At 64.5% G+C, this 17,721-nt stretch carries 13 protein-coding genes; 9 read left to right on the forward strand and 4 right to left on the reverse strand.

The window, feature by feature from the left end:
- Positions 1-14 precede the first annotated feature (14 nt).
- The 8 genes from ACIPK7_RS20525 (at position 15) to ACIPK7_RS20560 (ending at position 11,696) form a co-directional block, all read left to right on the forward strand.
- Positions 15-1,013 carry a glycosyltransferase gene (locus tag ACIPK7_RS20525; protein ID WP_401089856.1) on the forward strand — a complete coding sequence of 333 codons (999 nt, stop codon included), beginning with the start codon at positions 15-17 and terminating at the stop codon, positions 1,011-1,013.
- Entirely contained in the window at positions 1,010-2,242 is a 1,233-nt protein-coding gene (locus ACIPK7_RS20530; protein ID WP_401089858.1) for a glycosyltransferase family 4 protein, read from the forward strand. The genes ACIPK7_RS20525 and ACIPK7_RS20530 overlap by 4 nt, the downstream gene beginning before the upstream one ends.
- On the forward strand, positions 2,211-4,826 hold the full coding sequence (locus ACIPK7_RS20535; RefSeq protein ID WP_401089859.1) for a hypothetical protein: 2,616 nt from the start codon (positions 2,211-2,213) through the stop codon (positions 4,824-4,826). The genes ACIPK7_RS20530 and ACIPK7_RS20535 overlap by 32 nt, the downstream gene beginning before the upstream one ends.
- A gap of 20 nt (positions 4,827-4,846) precedes the next feature.
- A complete protein-coding gene (locus ACIPK7_RS20540; RefSeq protein ID WP_401089861.1) occupies positions 4,847-5,965 on the forward strand; it encodes a glycosyltransferase family 4 protein in 1,119 nt (372 codons plus the stop codon).
- Positions 5,962-6,837 carry a glucose-1-phosphate thymidylyltransferase RfbA gene (gene rfbA / locus ACIPK7_RS20545; protein WP_192433274.1) on the forward strand — a complete coding sequence of 292 codons (876 nt, stop codon included), beginning with the start codon at positions 5,962-5,964 and terminating at the stop codon, positions 6,835-6,837. Before ACIPK7_RS20540 ends, rfbA begins: the two co-directional genes overlap by 4 nt.
- Positions 6,838-6,939: 102 nt before the next feature.
- Complete coding sequence (locus ACIPK7_RS20550) at positions 6,940-8,340, forward strand: undecaprenyl-phosphate glucose phosphotransferase (protein ID WP_192433272.1); 1,401 nt, start codon at positions 6,940-6,942, stop codon at positions 8,338-8,340.
- 31 nt (positions 8,341-8,371) lie between these two features.
- Positions 8,372-9,493 carry a polysaccharide biosynthesis/export family protein gene (locus tag ACIPK7_RS20555; protein WP_401089864.1) on the forward strand — a complete coding sequence of 374 codons (1,122 nt, stop codon included), beginning with the start codon at positions 8,372-8,374 and terminating at the stop codon, positions 9,491-9,493.
- An 844-nt stretch (positions 9,494-10,337) separates the two neighbouring features.
- Positions 10,338-11,696 carry an OprD family porin gene (locus tag ACIPK7_RS20560; RefSeq protein ID WP_192433268.1) on the forward strand — a complete coding sequence of 453 codons (1,359 nt, stop codon included), beginning with the start codon at positions 10,338-10,340 and terminating at the stop codon, positions 11,694-11,696.
- A 223-nt stretch (positions 11,697-11,919) separates the two neighbouring features.
- Here ACIPK7_RS20560 and aguA read toward each other — a convergent pair whose 3' ends face one another.
- The 4 genes from aguA to ACIPK7_RS20580 form a co-directional block, all read right to left on the reverse strand.
- Positions 11,920-13,029: an agmatine deiminase gene (gene aguA, locus ACIPK7_RS20565; RefSeq protein ID WP_192433266.1), complete on the reverse strand. Its 1,110-nt coding sequence runs from the start codon at positions 13,027-13,029 to the stop codon at positions 11,920-11,922.
- 270 nt (positions 13,030-13,299) lie between these two features.
- The gene (locus tag ACIPK7_RS20570; protein WP_401089866.1) at positions 13,300-13,941 is read right to left on the reverse strand and encodes a TetR/AcrR family transcriptional regulator; all 642 of its coding nucleotides are present in this window, start codon (positions 13,939-13,941) and stop codon (positions 13,300-13,302) included.
- A gap of 55 nt (positions 13,942-13,996) precedes the next feature.
- Positions 13,997-15,058, reverse strand: coding sequence for a polyamine ABC transporter substrate-binding protein (locus ACIPK7_RS20575; RefSeq protein ID WP_401089868.1), 1,062 nt, complete (start codon positions 15,056-15,058; stop codon positions 13,997-13,999).
- Positions 15,059-15,308: 250 nt separating this feature from the next.
- Complete coding sequence (locus ACIPK7_RS20580; RefSeq protein ID WP_024762139.1) at positions 15,309-16,688, reverse strand: glutamine synthetase family protein; 1,380 nt, start codon at positions 16,686-16,688, stop codon at positions 15,309-15,311.
- Between the two features lie 278 nt (positions 16,689-16,966).
- On the opposite strand from ACIPK7_RS20580, the gene ACIPK7_RS20585 reads away from it, so the two are divergent.
- Positions 16,967-17,716, forward strand: coding sequence for a gamma-glutamyl-gamma-aminobutyrate hydrolase family protein (locus tag ACIPK7_RS20585; protein WP_401089870.1), 750 nt, complete (start codon positions 16,967-16,969; stop codon positions 17,714-17,716).
- Positions 17,717-17,721: the final 5 nt, after the last annotated feature.

Consider the following 17,721-nt stretch of genomic DNA (forward strand, 5'->3'; position numbering starts at 1 on the left):
GGAGGAGTGGCGAGATGAATGGATCGACCGTGCTGGTGACGCTGACTTATGGCGATCGCCTGGAATACCTGCAGGAACTGCTGGCGCGCGCCTTCCGCGAGAAGGACATCACCCGCGCCATCGTCGTCAGCAATGCCTCGGTGGCGGAGTTGGACCAGCTGTTCATGCTCTGGCCCAATCGCGTGCAGGTCATCGAGCTGGACAGCAACACCGGCTCGGCCAATGGCTACGCCGTGGGCATCGAGGCTGCGCTGAAGACCGGCTGCGACTTCATCTGGCTGATGGATGACGACAACGCGCCGACGCCGGGTTCCTTCCCCCTGCTCAAACAACGCCTGATCGACTGCGCCCTGCGCCACGGTGTCGACAACACCGCGGTACTGGGTTTCCGGCCGACCCACCAGGCCGACGTCGCCTCCGGCGTGCCGACCCGCTTCATCGCGCCACCGCGCTCCAGCTACTTCGGCTTCCATGTCCGCCAGCTGCCCTACAAGCTCTGGCGCCGCACCCCCTGGGGCAAGCCGAAGCCGCGCCCGGCGCAGCCGCTGCTGGAGCTGCCGTTCGCCTACTACGGTGGCCTGCTCGGGCATGCCGACCTGTTCCGCCGCATCGGCCTGCCGCGCCGTGACCTGGTGCTCTACGCCGACGACACCGAATACACCTTCCGCATCGGCGCCCTGGGCGGGCACCTCTACCTGGTGCCCGAGGCTGGCCTGGACGACCTGGAGAACTCCTGGAACATCAAGGCGCGCACCTCCAACATCTACGAGACCTACCTGCTCGGCAGCTCCGACCTGCGCGCCTACTACGCCGCGCGCAACCAGGCCTGGTTCGACAAGAACCTATGGGTCACCTCGCCGCTGATGTACCGCTTCAACCGCTGGGTGTTCATCCGCCTGCTGCACTTCTTCGCCCGCCGCCACCAGCGCGAGAGCCGACTGGCCCTGCTGCTGCAGGCGATCCGCGATGGCGAGGCCGGCGCGCTGGGTATGAACCGGGCTTACCCGCTATGAGACTGCTGCTGCTCAACACCCTCTACGCCCCACACATCGGTGGCGGGACGGAGGTCATGCTGCAGCACATGGCCGAGGGCCTGCGCGGGCGTGGCCACGACGTGCAGATACTGTGCACCGGGCCGGAGGCGGGTCTGCAGCGCGAGACGGTCAACGGGGTGCCGGTGCTGCGCGCCGGTCTGCGCAATCTCTACTGGCCCTTCGACGAACAGAACTACGGCGCGCTGAAACGCCTCGCCTGGCACGCACTGGATCGCTACAACCGCGGCATGCGTGCACTAATGGTGAAAGTGCTGGCAGAGGTCGAGCCGGACCTGGTGGTCTGCCACAACCTGTCGGGCTGGTCGATCGCGGCCTGGGATGCGATCCGTGACGCCGGCCTGCCCATTGTGCAGATTCTTCACGACCAGTACCTGACCTGCCCACGCGGCGTGCGCTTCAACAAGGGCCGCCACTGCGAGCAGCAATGTGCGCCTTGCGCGCTGCTGCGTCGCTCCCACGCATCGGCTTCCAGCGACGTCGATGCGGTGGTCGGCGTCAGTCGCTACCAGCTCAATGCGCTGCTCGATGCCGGGTATTTCGCCGGCAGCCAGACCCACGTGGTCTATAACGGCTCGCCAATGGCGGAGGTGCCCGTCGCGCCGTCGGCAAGCGGGCGTCGCCCGCTGCGCTTCGGCTTTATCGGCGCGCTGACCCCGAACAAAGGCGTGGAGTGGCTGATCGAGCAGTTCCAGGCGCGCGGCGAGGATGCTTCGCTGCTGATCGCTGGACGGGGCGACAGCGCCTACGTGAACCAGCTGAAGTCCCTCGCCGATCCTCAGCGCGTGCACTTCGTCGGCTACCGCAAGGCGGCCGAGTTCTTTTCCGAGATCGATGTTGCCGTGGTGCCCAGCCTCTCCCCCGAATCCTTCGGCCTGGTGGCGCTGGAAGCCTGCGCCCACCACCTGCCGGTGATCGCCTCGCGCATGGGCGGCCTGACGGAAATCGTCCTGGACGAAATCAACGGTCTGCTCTGCTCGCCCGACCGGAGCGACTCGCTGGGCGAAGCCATCGAGCGCCTGGTGCAAGACCCGGTGCTGCGTCAGCGCCTGGCCTCGCGTTCCCGTGAGGTCGTGGCACCGATGCTCAGCCTGGAACGGATGCTCGACGAATACGAAGCCATCCTGCGCCACACCCTGCTTACCCGCGGAGTCCAGCATGGAACTGCAATCCCCGTATCCACGCTTTGAGGTCGACCGCCGCGTGACCTTCGACCGCTCGTTGCTGGCGCTCGGGGTGCTGGTGGCCTTGCTGCTGGTGGAGACCTTCAACGGCGCGCTGCGTTTCTACACCGACCAGGCCGGCCTGTCGGCCATCGTCTACCTGCCCAAGGTGGCCTGCATCGTCGCGGTGGGCTGGGAGCTGTTCACCCGCCCGCAGCAGCGCGGCCTGTGGCTGCTGCTGATTCTCGCGGCGGCCTCACTGCTGCTCGGCCGGCTGCATGGCGCAGAATTCCAGAGCGGCTTCTTCTCCGTGTTCATCTACGCGCCCCTGCTGTTCGGCCTGCTCTGCGGCCAGTACCTGGAAATGCACCGCAAGGCTGTGGGCTGGATCATCTTCTTCTGCCTGATCGCCTCGCTGGCCGGTATCGCCCTGGACCTCACCATCAACGTGCCTTGGAAGGGTTACACCTACTCCATGGGCGGCGTCGAAATCAGTGGCAACCGTTCCTGGAGCGCCTATGGCCTGGATCGCATCGCCGGGTTCTCGCGGATGTCGTCGAGCCTGGCGATGATGCTGGCGGTGTTCAGCCTGTACCTGGGTTCCTTCCGCCTGGCACTGCCGGTGCGCGGGCTGATCTACCTGATTGCGCTGGTCGGTATCGTGCTCACCACCAACAAGTCCTCCGCCGGCGCCTTCTTCCTGGCCCTGCTGGTGATGAGCATCAGCCGCCAGCGCCTGCTGTTCCTGCTGGCCGCGCTGCTGGTGGTGCTCGGCGCGCTGGCGTTGCCGCTGTACGGTCTCTACGGCCATGTCGACCCCTACCTGGCCACCGCCACCGGCGACAACCTGATGGGCTCGATGGTCGATCGCCTGGTCAATACCTGGCCGAAACTGATCAAGGTGATGGACTACAACGGCTGGATCTACACCGGCGCCGGACTGGGCATGACCGGCAGCGCCTATGCGGCCTTCCCGATCTTCGGCGTCGAGCAACTGGCGGTGGCGGACAATTCGCTGCTTTACCTCTGGTGCCTGTTCGGCGTGGCCGGTGTTGCTCTCTATCTGCTGGCAGTGCCGATGCTGATGCGCCTGCAGCGCCAACCTGGCCGTGAAGCCCGCGCGCTGCTCGGCATCGCCTACTGCATCCTGCTCATCGCCTGGACCAGCGACGTGCTCGAATCGCCGATTCCCAGCCTGTTCCTCGGCCTGGCCATCGGCCGCGCCCTGCGCCTGCCGGGCGAGACCGCGCCGCAACCGGCACCGCGCACCCTGCGCCTGCAGGGCGGCATGCTCAGTCTGCTGGCCTGTGCGCTGTTGATCGGCGGGCTGCTGCAATCGCCGCCCAGCATGGCCAAGGAAGCACCGGTGGCAAACCTCGGCCCGGCGGAATTCATCGTCGGCGCCAGTACCCACCAGAACATCCGCGCGGGCAATCGCGACGGCATCAATCGCCTGGCCCGCGAGGCCGGCATCCTGTCGTTCCGCGACGACGCCTACTGGTCCAGTGTCGAGCGCGAGCGCGGCAAGTTGTCCATCGATGCCGCCTGGCGCGCGCAGCTGCGCAGCACCCGCAGCTTGGGGATAGACACGTTGCTGATCCTGGGCAACGAGAACCAGTTCTACGGCAACGCCAAGCCGCGTGACGACGCCTCCCGCGAGGGCTACCTGCGTTACGTGCGCTACGTGGTGCGCGCCTTCAAGGGCCAGGTCGCCTTCTACGAAGTGTGGAACGAATGGGACTCGGAAAACGCCACCGACAAGGACTTCAGCGACGACTACCTGACCCTGGTGCGCGCCGCCGCCAAGGTGATCCGCGAGGAAGACCCGCAGGCGAAGGTGCTCGCCGGGGCCGTCACCCTCAAGGGGATTCGCCAGGGCTTCGCCGAGCGCATCGCCGGTGGCGGCGTACTGGATGTCGCCGACGGTATCTCGCTGCATCCCTCGGTGTACTGCGAGGGCGAGATGTCCACTCCCGAGGCCTGGCTGAACTGGTTCCAGGGCGTCAACAAGAAGCTGGAACACGCCGCCGGTAAACCGGTCCCGCTGTACTTCACCGAGTTCAGCTGGCCGGCCCACGAAGGCGATTGCGGCATCAGCCGCGAGCGCCAGGCCGCCTACCTGGCCCGGGCCTATGTGCTGGTGCGCAGCCTGCCGAACGTGAAGGGCGCCTGGTGGTACGACCTGGTGGACGACGGTATCGACCGCACGGACATGGAGCACAACTTCGGTCTGCTCACCGTCGGCGGCCAGCCCAAGCCGGCGTACCACGCGATGGCCAGCATCGCCGACATCATCGGCCGCTACCGCTTCGTCGGCCGCGTGCCGAACGAAGACCCGAACGTCTACCTGCTGCGCTTCGCCAAGGCCAGCGAGGAAATCCTGGTGGCCTGGACCCTTGGCCACGAGCAGACCCTGAACATCACCAGCAAGCCTGGTAGCAGCGACACCCTCTGGCGCCTCGACGCCGTCGACGGTATCGCCCGCCGCGAGGGCCGGCCGGTGCCCTGGCAGTGCCCCGCAGGGGGCGGTGACTGCCAGGCCAGCATCCGCATCGACGAGTCGCCCACCCTGGTGCGCAGCGCGTCGACCCCGCAACTGTCGTTGCGCTGACTCCATCGCGGAGAACCTAAATGATCGTGATCAACGCGCGTTTTCTCACCCAGCAAGTGAGTGGTGTGCAGCGCTTCGCCGAACAGATTTCGCTGTCGCTGGCGCGGCTGCGCAGCGACCTCCACTTCGTCGTGCCGCCTGGCGAAATCCTCCGCCCGAATATCGCCAGCCAACTCCGTGTCGAACAGATCGGTCAACGCAGCGGGCACCTCTGGGAGCAGATCGACCTGCCGCTGTGGCTGGCCCGTCACGGCCGGCCGCTGCTGGTCTCGCTGTGTAGCACGGCGCCGCTGGCATATTCGCGGCAGGTGGTGACGCACCACGACATCACCTACGTGCGCCACCCGGAAAGTTTCTCCTGGAAGTTCCGCGCGCTGTATCGCGTGATGATCCCGCTGATGCTGCGCCGCTCGCTGGCGCAGGTCACGGTCAGCGAGTTTTCCCGCGAGGAGATCGCCTCGCACTATGGCATCGACCGCAAAGGCATCCATGTGATCGCCAATGCGGTATCTGCCGAATTCTGCACCGGCCTGGAACCGACGCTGCTTGAGCGTCCCTATGTCCTGGCGGTGTCCTCGCCGGCGTCGCACAAGAACTTCTCCCGGCTGATCGAAGCGTTCCGCCTGCTCGGCGAGCTGGACGTGGAACTGCGCATCGTCGGCGCCGCCAACCGCAGCTTCGTCGACGCGCAGCTGCAGCAGAGCGGGCAGGGCGACCGGGTGCGCTGGCTGGGCCGGCTGGATGACGATCAGCTGATCGAGCAATACCGCAACGCCGCCGTTTTCGCCTTTCCGTCGCTGTACGAAGGTTTCGGCATTCCGCCGCTGGAAGCACAGGCCTGTGGTTGCCCGGTGGTGGCCTCCAGCAGTGCCTCGATCCCGGAAGTGCTCGGCAACTCGGTGCTGTACTTCGACCCCCTCGATCCGCCTGGCATTGCCGCGGCCCTGCGTCGCGTGCTGCTCGACCACAAGCTGCGTGCCGACCTGCGCCGCCTGGGGCAGGAGAACGTCCTGCGTTACTCCTGGGACATTTCCGCGCTGCGGCTTTCCAGCCTGATCGACTCCTTTCTGACCGAGCGCTCGGACTACCCGGCGCGCTTCGACGCCAAACAGATCGCCAAGCAAGGAGGCAGATCATGAAAGGCATCATCCTCGCCGGTGGCTCCGGCACCCGCCTGCATCCCATTACCCTGGGTGTGTCCAAGCAACTGCTGCCGATCTACGACAAGCCGATGGTGTACTACCCGCTATCAGTGCTGATGCTCGCCGGCATCGACGACATCCTGCTGATCTGCACGCCCGCCGACCTGCCGAACTTCCGCGCCCTGCTGGGTGACGGCGAGCAGTTCGGCGTGCGCCTGCAATACGCCGTGCAGCCGGCGCCGGACGGGCTGGCGCAGGCCTTCCTGATCGGCGCGCAATTCATCGGCGACGACTCGGTGTGCCTGGTGCTGGGCGACAACATCTTCTACGGCCAGGGCTTCACCGAAACCCTGCGCGAAGCTGCTGCGCGGTCCCGGGGCGCCACCGTGTTCGGCTACCAGGTGGCGGACCCGGGGCGCTTCGGCGTGGTCGAGTTCGACGACGCGGGCCGGGTGCTTTCCATCGAGGAAAAACCCCGCGTGCCGCGCTCCAACTACGCCGTCACCGGTTTGTATTTCTACGACAACCGCGTGGTGGACATGGCCCGCCAGATCCGCCCTTCGGCCCGAGGCGAACTGGAAATCACCGACATCAACAACCTTTACCTGGAGCTGGGCGAACTGCACGTCAGCCTGCTCGGCCGCGGGTTCGCCTGGCTGGACACCGGCACCCACGAATCGCTGATGGAGGCCGGCCATTTCGTGCAGACCATCGAGGAGCGCCAGGGACTCAAGGTCGCCTGCCTGGAGGAGATCGCCTTCCAGCAGGGCTGGCTCAGCGATACGCAGCTGGCGCTGCAGGCCGAGCGCCTGAGCAAGACCGGCTATGGCCGCTACCTGCAGCAGCTGCTGCTGGACAAGCGACAGTGAACCCGCACCCGGCGAGCCCGTGGAGGGCTGGCCGGCACTGCGCCCGATAACGGACTGCAATGCAGCGGCGCCAGGAGCGACGCCGGCAGTCGTGAGGTCATCATGCCCAACAAGACGAAAGGAATTCTGCGTGCGCACCAGTCGCTGATCTCGCTGGCGCACCGCCTGAGCGACATCCTGGTGATCGTACTCACCGGGGTCGTGCTGCTTGGCGCCGGCAATGGCGTGCTGGATGCACAGATCTGGGTCTCGGTGCTGCTCTGCGTGATGCTGTTTCACTGGCTCGGCGAGCTGAACCAGCTCTACGGCTCCTGGCGTGGCGAGTCGCTGCTACGTGAGTCGTTGAGCGTCACCCTGTACTGGTCGCTTGCGTTCTTCGCTGTGCTGCTGTTGGACATCTCGCTGCGCCATGTGGAGCTGGAAGAACCCCGGCGCCTGGGCTGGTTCGCCGCAGCGCTGCTGATCATGTGCGGCTACCGCCTGGCCATCCGCATGTTGCTGCGCGTCGCCCGACGCCATGGCTTCAACAGCCGCAATGTGGCCATCTACGGCACCGGCGAAGTCGGCGCGCGACTGGCCGAGACCATCCTTGCCGCACCCTGGATGGGCCTGCGACTGATCGGCTTCTACGACGACCGCCCGCAGCAGATGGAACTGGGCGAGCGGGTACCGGTGAAAGGCGACCGCCTGGCGCTGATCGAGGCCGCTCGCTCGGGGCAGATCGACAAGGTCTACCTGACCCTGCCGCTGTCCCGCGAGCCGCTGCTCAACGAGCTGATCCGCGAGCTTTCCGACACCACGGTGTCGGTCTACCTGATCCCCGACCTGTTCATGTTCGACCTGCTGCACGCGCGCAGCGAGAGCATCAACGGGCTGGCCACCATCAGCATCTTCGACACGCCCATGGACGGCCCCAACGCCGTGCTCAAGCGCATCGAGGACATCGTGCTGGCCTCGTTGATCCTGCTGCTGATCGCCGTGCCCATGTTGTGCATCGCAGTGGCCGTGAAGCTCACCTCGCGCGGCCCGGTGCTGTTCCGGCAGACCCGCTACGGCATGGATGGCCGGCCCATCCGCGTCTGGAAGTTCCGCAGCATGACAGTCATGGAGGACGGCGCCGCCGTTATCCAGGCCTCGCGCAACGATTGCCGCATCACCCCGCTGGGCGCCTTCCTGCGGCGCACCTCGCTGGATGAATTGCCACAGTTCTTCAACGTCTTGCTCGGCGACATGTCCGTGGTCGGCCCACGCCCCCACGCCGTGGCGCACAACGAGCAATACCGGCGTCAGGTCAGCCGTTACATGCTGCGTCACAAGGTCAAGCCAGGCATTACCGGCTGGGCCCAGGTGAACGGCTGGCGTGGCGAAACAGACACCCTGGAGAAGATGCAGAAGCGCATCGAGTTCGATCTGGACTACATCGAGAACTGGTCCGTCTGGTGGGACCTGAAGATTGTCTTGCTGACCCTGTTCAAGGGTTTCGTACACCGCAATGCCTATTGAGTTTCCACACAAGCTTCAAGGAAGGATTGCCATGAAAAACCTGCTCGCTTTCAGCTTTGTAGTCGGCAGTCTGGCGCTACAAGGCTGCGTGTTCTCCCCCGGTCAGCACATGACGGATTCCGATATCCAGAGTGAGGCACAAAAACAGGGGATGAACATCACCCTCGTGCCCATCACGGCCCAGGTGCTGCAACGCCAGGAAGCCGATTTCGCCGCCCGGCCCGGCGTGCCGACGGAACTGCTGAACTACCGTCCTCCCCAGGAGGACTATGTGATCGGTGGTGGCGACGTACTGCTGGTGACCGTCTGGGATCACCCGGAACTGACCAGCCCCGGCTCGACCCAGCAGATGGAAGCCAACGGACGCGTTGTCGGCGCCGACGGCAACATCTTCTTCCCCTATGCCGGCGTGGTGCGCGCCGAAGGACAGACTCCGGCGCAGTTGCGTACGAGTCTGTCCCGACGGCTGGCGAACAAGGGAATCGTCGACCCGCAGGTGGACGTCACCGTGCTGCGCTATGGCAGCCAGCACGTGGTGCTCTCCGGGGCCTTCCAGAACGGCGGTCAGGTCGAACTGAACAACACGCCTACCACGCTGGTGCAGGCGGTCAGCAAGGCCGGGGTGATCACCGGCGAGGCGGACCTTTCCGGGCTGACGCTCAAGCGTGATGGCCGCGAATACGTGCTCGACGTCGACGCGCTCAACCGCTCCGGTTCGACGCTGACCGGTATCTACCTGAAGAACGGCGACCAGATCCACCTGCCCTACAACGACCGCAAGAAAGTCTACGTGGTCGGTGAAGTGGAGCGTCCGCAGGTGGTCACCTACCGCACCACTGGCCTGACGCTGCTGGAAGTGCTCGGCAACGCCGGTGGCCTGGCCCCGGAAACCTCCGACGGCGACTCGGTCTACGTGATCCGTGGCAACCCGGAACCGGTCGCCGGCAGCGCGCCGGGCGCCTTCCGGGCCCAGGTCTTCCACCTGGAAGCCAAGCGGCCGACCGCCTACGCCCTGGCCAAGGAATTCGCCATGCAGCCGCAGGACGTGGTGTTCATCGGCCCGGCCAACATCACGCGCTGGAACCGCTTCATCAGCCAACTGCTGCCGTCGGCCAACATCATCAGCACCAGCGCGGCCGTCGGCGGCAACTGATCGCCCCCCGCACTCTCCGGCAATGCCCACGGCCTAGGGGAATTTTCCTACCGCCGCGGGTGGATCGCTGGAATCGACTCCGCACCCGGTGGTGGCCATTATCGCCGCCCTCGGGTGCAGGGACGCACCACTCCTAGGCGGACGCCAGTCTGCCGCTCTCCTTTGGGACCTTCCCCTAGCACAGGGTCCCGAACCCGCCCGCGTTGCAGCGCCGGCGGGTTTTTTTTGCCCGGCGTTCGTCCGCTCAGGCCGAGTCCTTACGCCCTTTCCCACGGTCAGCCACTTGACACGAACTGGGTACCTCTTCAGGGAGGCGCCGCCGGTCATTCGGCGTGCTATCATATATTCCTAAAAGAAATTACATAGTAATAATTAATTCTTTTTTGATTTATAGGGCTTCTTTTATCTTGGCCTCCAGCGTTGCCGTGACAGCGAAGGGGGATGGCGGTTATCCGCCAGGATTAGGGGGCTCGTGGCGGTTTTCCGCTGATTTTTCTGAAGGTGTTTGCTTGCTGATCGTTCCGGGTGTCGGAAATGGCGGGCGTGTCGGGCCAATAAGGTCGGTTGGCCTGGGGATTGCCTAGCCACTGGCGCATGCCCCGCGCATTGCCACAACAACAAGACACGAGAGCCGATCCATGCCATTCCATTCTTCTACTGCCCTCCCGCCTGCTTGCCTGCGCTCGATCCCCGTATAGGGGAGCGCCGTACACCGCCGAATTACCGCATGCCGAGCGTGCCTGACACGCCATGGCCGCTGCTTGCCGTTCGATCGGGCTCCACTGGAGCCAGTGGTCGTCTTGAATGGCCTGCTTTCCAAGATCAATAAAATGGGGAAATTCCAATGAAACGCCGCACTCTCACGCAATCGAGCCTCGCACTCGCCATCGCTGCCGCAGGCCTCGCCCAATCCGCCGTCGCCGGTGGGTTCATTGAAGACAGCAAGGCCAACCTGACGCTGCGCAACTTCTACATCAACACTGACAACCGCAACGGCACCGCCGAGCCGAGCAAGCAGGAAGAGTGGGGCCAGGGCTTCCTGCTCAACTACACCTCCGGCTTCACCGAAGGCACCGTGGGCTTCGGCGTTGACGCCCTGGGCCTGCTGGGCGTGCGCCTGGACAGTGGCAAGGGCACACATTACAACCCGACCAGCTCGAGCTTTTCCGGTACTGTCTTCCCCACCGATGGTGACGGTCGCGCGGTCGATGATTTCTCCCACCTGGGCGCCACCGGCAAGGTGAAGGTTTCCAGTACCGTGCTGCAGTACGGCACCCTGCTGCCCAAGCTGCCGGTCGTGACCTACAACGACGGTCGCCTGCTGCCGCAGACCTTCGAGGGTGGCCAGGTCACCTCGAACGAGTTCAAGGACCTGACCCTGCTCGGCGGTCAGCTGGAACACATGAAGGGCCGCAGCTCCAGCAACAACGAAGGGCTATCCATCGCCGGCGCCAACAATGCGCGCACCGGTGAGTTCGTCAACAAGTTTTACTACGGCGGCGCCGACTACAAGCTGACCAAGGACCTGACGCTGCAGTACTACTACGGCAACCTGCAGGACTTCTACAAACAGCACTTCCTCGGCCTGCAGCACAACTGGGCGATCGGCCCGGGCGTGCTGAAATCCGACCTGCGCTACTTCCACAGCAGCGACGACGGCAAGAACGGCCACGACAAGGCCTTCTACACCAACGGCTACTACGGCAACGGTGTGACCAAGGGCGAAGTCGACAACCGCGCCTGGAGCGGCCTCTTCACCTACACCGTCAGCGGACACAGCTTCGGTGCCGGCTACCAGCAGCTCAGTGGCGACAGTGACTTCCCGTTCATCAACAACGGCGATGGCGCTACCGCTTACCTGATCACCGACGTGCAGATCGGCAAGTTCCTGCGTGCCGGCGAGCGTACCTGGCAGGTCCGCTACGGCTACGACTTCGCCCAGGCCGGCCTGCCGGGCCTGACCTTCCAGACCCTGTACCTGCACGGCGACAACATCGACACCAAGTACGGCGACAAGAGCGAGTGGGAGCGTGATATCTCCCTGGCCTACGTGATTCCGGATGGCACCTTCAAGGGTCTGGGCTTCACCTGGAAGAACGCCGCCCTGCGCAGCGGTCTGCCGACCGCCGGCTCGGGCACCGCGACCCAGCGCGACCAGGACGAGAACCGCCTGATCGTCAGCTACACCATCCCGCTGCTGTAATTCCTGCGGGTTGAAAAAAAGCCGCCGTTCTCGCAAGAGAGGGCGGCTTTTTCATGTCTGCCTCACACCTTCGGACGTTGCTTTTTGTAGGAGCGAGCTTGCTCGCGAATGATCCCCGCTGCGAAGCCGTTCGCGAGCAAGCTCGCTCCTACAGCGGCATTCCTCTGCCAATGAAAAAGGCCGTCGCTCCGTTAGGGGCGACGGCCTTTCATTACTCAGCGAATCAGCGTTTCTGCGGCGCCGGTTGCTGCTGGGTGATGCAGTGGATGTTGCCGCCGCCCAGGAGGATCTCGCGGCCCGGCACCATGACGATCTCATGCTCGGGGAAGATGCGCTTGAGGGTGGCTTCGGCCTCGGCGTCCGCCGGGTCGTCGAAGCGCGGAGCGATGATGCCGCCGTTGACGATCAGGAAGTTGACGTAGGAGCCGGCCAGGCGGATCGACGGATCGCGCGGCTGGGTGCCGATCACCAGGTCGATGCCTTCGCACTCGGTTTCGGTCGCATGGATCGGGCCGGGGATGACGATCTTGTGCACGGTCAGCTGGCGGCCCTTGGCATCGCGGGCGGATTCCAGCACGCGCATGGCGGCCTGGCAGCGCTCGTAGTTCGGGTCGTTCTGATCGTCGGTCCAGGCCAGAAGCACTTCGCCCGGGCGCACGTAGCAGCAGAAGTTGTCGACGTGGCCGTCGGTCTCGTCGTTGAACAGGCCGTCAGGCAGCCAGATCACGGTGTCGATGGCCAGGTGCTCGCGCAGCACGTCCTCGATCTCTTCGCGGCTCATGTGCGGGTTGCGGTTGTGGTTGAGCAGGCATTCCTCGGTGGTGATCAGGGTGCCTTCGCCGTCGACGTGGATCGAGCCGCCTTCGAGTACGAAGCCTTCGGTGCGGTAGCCGTCGCAGCGCTCGATGCCGAGGATCTTGCTCGCCACCTGGTCGTCGCGGTGCCACGGGAAGTACAGGCCGCCTTCCAGGCCGCCCCAGGCGTTGAAGGTCCAGTCCACGCCACGCACGTCGCCCTTGTCGTTGGTGACGAAGGTCGGGCCGGTGTCGCGCACCCAGGCGTCGTCGTTGCTGATCTCCACCACGCGGATATTGGCCGCGTCGGCCAACTGGGCGCGGGCATTCTCGTACTGGCCGGCGGAGACGCCGATGGTCACCGGCTCGAAGCGGGCGATGGCGCGGGCCACGGCGCTGAAGGCGGCCTGCGCGGGCTTGCCGCCCAGGCGCCAGTTGTCCGGACGCTCGGGCCAGACCATCCAGGTCTGGGTCTGGGGTTCCCATTCCGCCGGCATGCGGAAGCCATCGGCGCGGGGAGTGCTGGTCAGCGTGGTCATGGGGCGGTCCTTGATGGTTGTTTCGCGGAGGGGGAGGCCGATATCCATCGATGGATAGCGCTGCATTCCACCCATCCTGCGGAGCGGGCTGTGTCATTCGGGAGATCGCGCCGTCGAGCTTCGCAGGAGGGCCAGTATAGGTCGCCAGTCCTGCCATCGCCTCGGGATGCTCTCAGATTGGAGAGTTTATATCCGATAAAAATCGGTTTATGAAGGGATTTTTTGAAATATTCAGCTCGATAATTCGGATATTTATCGGATAAAAATCGATTATTTGAGGGCTGTGGGGCGTTTCGGCAGGCAGGGCGGCAGGTACAGCGACAGGTAGGCGTCGATCACCCGCATGCCTTCTTCGGCCAGGCGCTCGGTGATCTGCCCGTGGCGCTGCACGGAGAGGGCGTAGACGCGATCGCCCAGCTCGATGGCCAGGCTGAACACCTCGATGTCCTGCGGTAGCGGCGGCAGCTCGAAGTGGCGCTCGAACAGTTCGCGCATGGCCTGGCCGAGTTGCACGTCGTGCTGGCTGTCGGCTTGGGTGACTTCGGCGAGCCCGTGGCTGGCGAGGATCAGTTGACGCGCGGCGGCGTCTTCGGCGTATACGGCCAGGGTGCGCTGCTCGACCAGTCGCGCGAGGTCGCGCCAGTCGCGCAGGGCGGCGTGGTCGACGGGTTGTTCCAGGCAGGCGCGGAAGGCGGCATGGACGTCGCTGGTCAGCCCCTGCAGCAGGGCTGGTACGCTGGGGAAGAAGTGGTAGACGGAGGAGGGCGGGATCTCTGCGCGCTCGGCCACGGCGTAGATCGACAGGCTTGCCGCGCCGTTCTCGGCCAGCAGGGCGCGGGCAGCCTCGAGGATCACGGCGATGCGTGCCTGGCTGCTGGCGCGGGGCTTGCGAGAGGGAGAGGGAGCGGGCATGACGACCTCCGGAGCTGGGCGGCTATTGGACGCCAGCTCCGGGGTGCTCGGCAAGTCAGCTGCCGCCGTCGCGCAGCTTGCCCCAGACTTCGGTAATCACTGGGGCGGTCTTCTCCGGCGCGGTTTCCAGGGCGAACAGGCGGCGCTTGGTTTCCTGGTCCGGGTAGAGGCCCGGCTGGTCGCGCAGGGCGGCGTCGAGGAACTGCGCAGAGTCCTTGTTGCCGTTGGGGTAGAGGGTAGCGGCGGTGATCTGCGCGGCGACCTTGGGCTGCATCAGGTAGTTGATGAATTTGAGCGCGAGGTCGGGGTGTTCCGATGCGCTGGGGACCACCAGGTTGTCGATGAACAGCACCGAGCCTTCCTGCGGCACCACGAAGCGTACCGGCTGGCCGGCGTTGGCCGCGCCCAGGGCGTCGCCGACCCAGGCCATGGCGACGCACAGCTTGCCGGCGTTGAGGTCCTGGATATAGCGCTCGCTGTCGATGTAGCGCAGGTTCGGGCGCAGCTGCGCGAGTACTTCGCCGGCGCGGCGAATCTGCGACGGCGCGCTGCGGGCGAAGTTGCGGCCCTGGTAGTTCATCAGCACCGAGAAGGCTTCGTCCGGGGCGTCCAGCAGGCTCATGCCGCAGGCCTTCAGGCGCTGGCTCTGCTGCGGGTCGAAGAGAATGCTCCAGCTGTCGGGCAGCTTGCCGCCGTAGGCCTTCTCCGCTTCGGGTTCGTTGATCGCCAGGCCCACGGCGCCCCACAGGTAGGGCACGGCATGCTGGTTGTTGGGGTCGACGGCGGCCAGTTTGCTCAGCAGCTGGGTGTCGAGGTGGCTGCGGTTGGGCAGCTTGCTGAAGTCCAGCGCCTGGATGCGCTTGTCGCGGATCAGGGCGGGTAGGTCATTATGCGAGGGCACGGCGACATCGAATTTCTGACCGCTGTCCAGGGCCTTCTTGACCTCTGCGGCGGTGCTGTAGGTCGTGTACTCGACCCGGATGCCGGTGTCCTTCTCGAAGTCCTTGAGCACTTCGGGGGCGATGTAGTCGTTCCAGTTGTAGACGCGGATGACCTGGTCCGCCCAGGCGGATAGCGGGCACAACAGCATCAGAATCAAGGCGTACAGGCGTGGCATTGGCGATCTCCCTGAATGAACCACGTAATCAGTGGATGCGGCATTCATTCGCCGCTCGATAGCGCGACAGCAAGGACACGACAGACGCGATGGACGCCCGGGCGGGCGGATGGAGACATCGCGAGGCAGGCAGGAACGACGGATGTGACTCGCCTCAGCGCCCCTCCTCGCCGTTGCGATGTCGCAGTTCCCCGGGTGTGCCAGAGGCACAAGGAAACGCCGGCGCGAGGGCCGGCGTTTCGTTTACCACTTATACGGTGTGCAAGTACCAGTTGTACTCGAGGTCGGAGATCGAATACTCGAACTCCTGCATCTCATGCTCCTTGCACGCGACGAAGATGTCGATGTACTCGGGGCTGATGTACTTGTTCATCACATCGCTGTCGTCCAGCTCGCGCAGTGCATCGCGCAGGTTGTTCGGCAGACTCTGCTCCAGTTGCTCGTAGGCGTTGCCTTCGATCGGCGCGCCCGGCTCGACCTTGTTGGTCAGGCCGTGGTGGACGCCGGCCAGTACCGCCGAGAGCAGCAGGTACGGGTTGGCATCGGCGCCGGCGACGCGGTGCTCCAGGCGCACCGCTTCAGGCGCTCCGGTGGGTACGCGCAGGGCAACGGTACGATTGTCCAGGCCCCAGCTCGGTGCGTTCGGCACGAAGAAGGCCGAACCGAAACGGCGGTACGAGTTGACGTTCGGGCAGAGGAACGCCATCGACGCCGGCAGGGTCTCGAGCACACCGCCGATCGCGTGGCGCAACGCGGCGTTCTGCTCGGGATCCTCGCTGGTGAAGATGTTCTTGCCGTCCTTGTCGAGCAGCGAGACGTGTACGTGCAGACCGTTGCCGGCCTGACCCGGGTAGGGCTTGGCCATGAAGGTCGAGTCCATCTCGTGGTCGTAGGCGACGTTCTTGATCAGGCGCTTGAGCAGGACCGCGTAGTCGCAAGCCTTCAGGGCGTCGTCAACGTGGTGCATGTTGACTTCGAACTGTGCCGGGGCGCTCTCCTTGACGATGGCGTCGGCCGGGATGCCCTGGGCGCGAGCGCCGTCGATGATGTCCTGCAGGCAGTCAGCGTACTCGTCGAGGTCGTCGATGGAGTAGACCTGGACCGATTGCGGACGTTTGCCGGAGATCGGCGAGCGCGGCGGCTGCGGACGGCCGTTCACGTTCTCCTGGTCGATCAGGTAGAACTCCAGCTCGAAGGCCGCGACGATGGTCAGGCCGATGTCGGTGAACTTCTGTACGACTTGACGTAGCACTTCACGCGGGTCGGCGAAAAACGGCGTGCGTTCTTCCATCTCGTGCATGGTCATCAGCAGCTGCGCGGTCGGGCGCTTCTGCCAGGGTTCCATGGAGAGGGTGTTGGGGATTGGGAAACAGACGCGATCCGCGTCGCCAATGTCCAGGCCGAGGCCGGTGCTTTCTACCGTGGAGCCGGTGATGTCGAGAGCGAAGAGAGAGGCGGGGAGGTTAATGCCTTTCTCATAGACTTTGGGCAGGTTGGTGCGTTCGATGCGCTTGCCGCGGACCACACCATTCATGTCTGCAATAAGGAGGTCGACGAATTGGACCTCGGGGTGTTCCTTCAGGAACTCACTCGCTTCTTCGAGCGACACGGCACTCTGGGGTACCGACATGATGTAACACCTTTATTGTTAAAAATTTCAATCATTCGAAAGCTGAGGTGTGAGTCAATCCGAATTGGCAAGGGTTGTCAATGTCGCACCAAAGTGGGGCGCACCGGTCGCGATGGGCCGTTTTTGGGGCGTTTCGAGCCGCTTTTGATGAGCGGAGAGCCTTTGCTGGCGGGCTGTTCAGTGGGGCGTGTTTGATTTTTTACATGACTATTGTGTAAAAAAATGAACAAGGCTAAGCTCGGCCTCAAGCCCATAACACTTACAAACACGGGTGTCCCATGTCTCGCCTGCCGTTAATCGGCGTGTCCGCCTGCATCAAGCAGATCGGTTCCAAACCCTACCATGTTGCTGGCGACAAATACCTCAGAGCGCTGATCTCCGGGGCCTCGGGCATTCCTTTGATCATTCCCTCCCTGGGCGATGCCATCGACCAGGAAGACATGTTGGCCGCGTTCGACGGCCTGCTCTTCACAGGCTCGGCGTCGAACGTCGAACCCCATCATTATAGTGGCTCCGCCAGCATTGCAGGCACTCCTCATGATCCCGAGCGCGACAGTACGACGCTGCCGCTGATTCGCCGCGCCGTCGCGGCCGGGATTCCGGTGCTGGGCATCTGCCGCGGCTTCCAGGAAATGAACGTCGCCTTCGGCGGCTCGCTGCACCAGAAGGTGCACGAAGTCGAAGGCTTCATGGACCACCGCGAACCCGCCGGTGAGCCGATTGAAATCCAATATGGTCTGCGGCACGTCGTCGACGTGCAGCCGGGCGGCGTTTTCGCCGGTATCGGGCTACCCTCGCAGTTCCAGGTCAACTCTATTCACGGCCAGGGCGTTGATCGTCTGGCGCCCGGCCTTCGTGTAGAAGCTCTGGCGCCTGACGGGTTGGTTGAAGCCTTCTCCGTCGAAGGTGCGGCCTTCGCCGTCGGGGTGCAGTGGCACCCGGAATGGCAGGTCGAAACGAACCCCAACTATCTCGCTATCTTCCAGGCATTCGGCAAAGCCTGCGGCAAGAGGGCGGGGAACCGCTGAGTCCG

The organism is Pseudomonas sp. NPDC086581 (genome assembly GCF_044746165.1).
Lineage (GTDB): Bacteria > Pseudomonadota > Gammaproteobacteria > Pseudomonadales > Pseudomonadaceae > Pseudomonas.

Bases quoted from the DNA above. Each gene is read 5' to 3' on its own strand.
- ACIPK7_RS20525 (WP_401089856.1), top strand. From the start codon at position 15: ATGAATGGATCGACCGTGCTGGTGACGCTGACTTATGGCGATCGCCTG.
- ACIPK7_RS20530 (WP_401089858.1), top strand. From the start codon at position 1,010: ATGAGACTGCTGCTGCTCAACACCCTCTACGCCCCACACATCGGTGGC.
- ACIPK7_RS20535 (WP_401089859.1), top strand. From the start codon at position 2,211: ATGGAACTGCAATCCCCGTATCCACGCTTTGAGGTCGACCGCCGCGTG.
- ACIPK7_RS20540 (WP_401089861.1), top strand. From the start codon at position 4,847: ATGATCGTGATCAACGCGCGTTTTCTCACCCAGCAAGTGAGTGGTGTG.
- rfbA (WP_192433274.1), top strand. From the start codon at position 5,962: ATGAAAGGCATCATCCTCGCCGGTGGCTCCGGCACCCGCCTGCATCCC.
- ACIPK7_RS20550 (WP_192433272.1), top strand. From the start codon at position 6,940: ATGCCCAACAAGACGAAAGGAATTCTGCGTGCGCACCAGTCGCTGATC.
- ACIPK7_RS20555 (WP_401089864.1), top strand. From the start codon at position 8,372: ATGAAAAACCTGCTCGCTTTCAGCTTTGTAGTCGGCAGTCTGGCGCTA.
- ACIPK7_RS20560 (WP_192433268.1), top strand. From the start codon at position 10,338: ATGAAACGCCGCACTCTCACGCAATCGAGCCTCGCACTCGCCATCGCT.
- aguA (WP_192433266.1), bottom strand. From the start codon at position 13,029: ATGACCACGCTGACCAGCACTCCCCGCGCCGATGGCTTCCGCATGCCG.
- ACIPK7_RS20570 (WP_401089866.1), bottom strand. From the start codon at position 13,941: ATGCCCGCTCCCTCTCCCTCTCGCAAGCCCCGCGCCAGCAGCCAGGCA.
- ACIPK7_RS20575 (WP_401089868.1), bottom strand. From the start codon at position 15,058: ATGCCACGCCTGTACGCCTTGATTCTGATGCTGTTGTGCCCGCTATCC.
- ACIPK7_RS20580 (WP_024762139.1), bottom strand. From the start codon at position 16,688: ATGTCGGTACCCCAGAGTGCCGTGTCGCTCGAAGAAGCGAGTGAGTTC.
- ACIPK7_RS20585 (WP_401089870.1), top strand. From the start codon at position 16,967: ATGTCTCGCCTGCCGTTAATCGGCGTGTCCGCCTGCATCAAGCAGATC.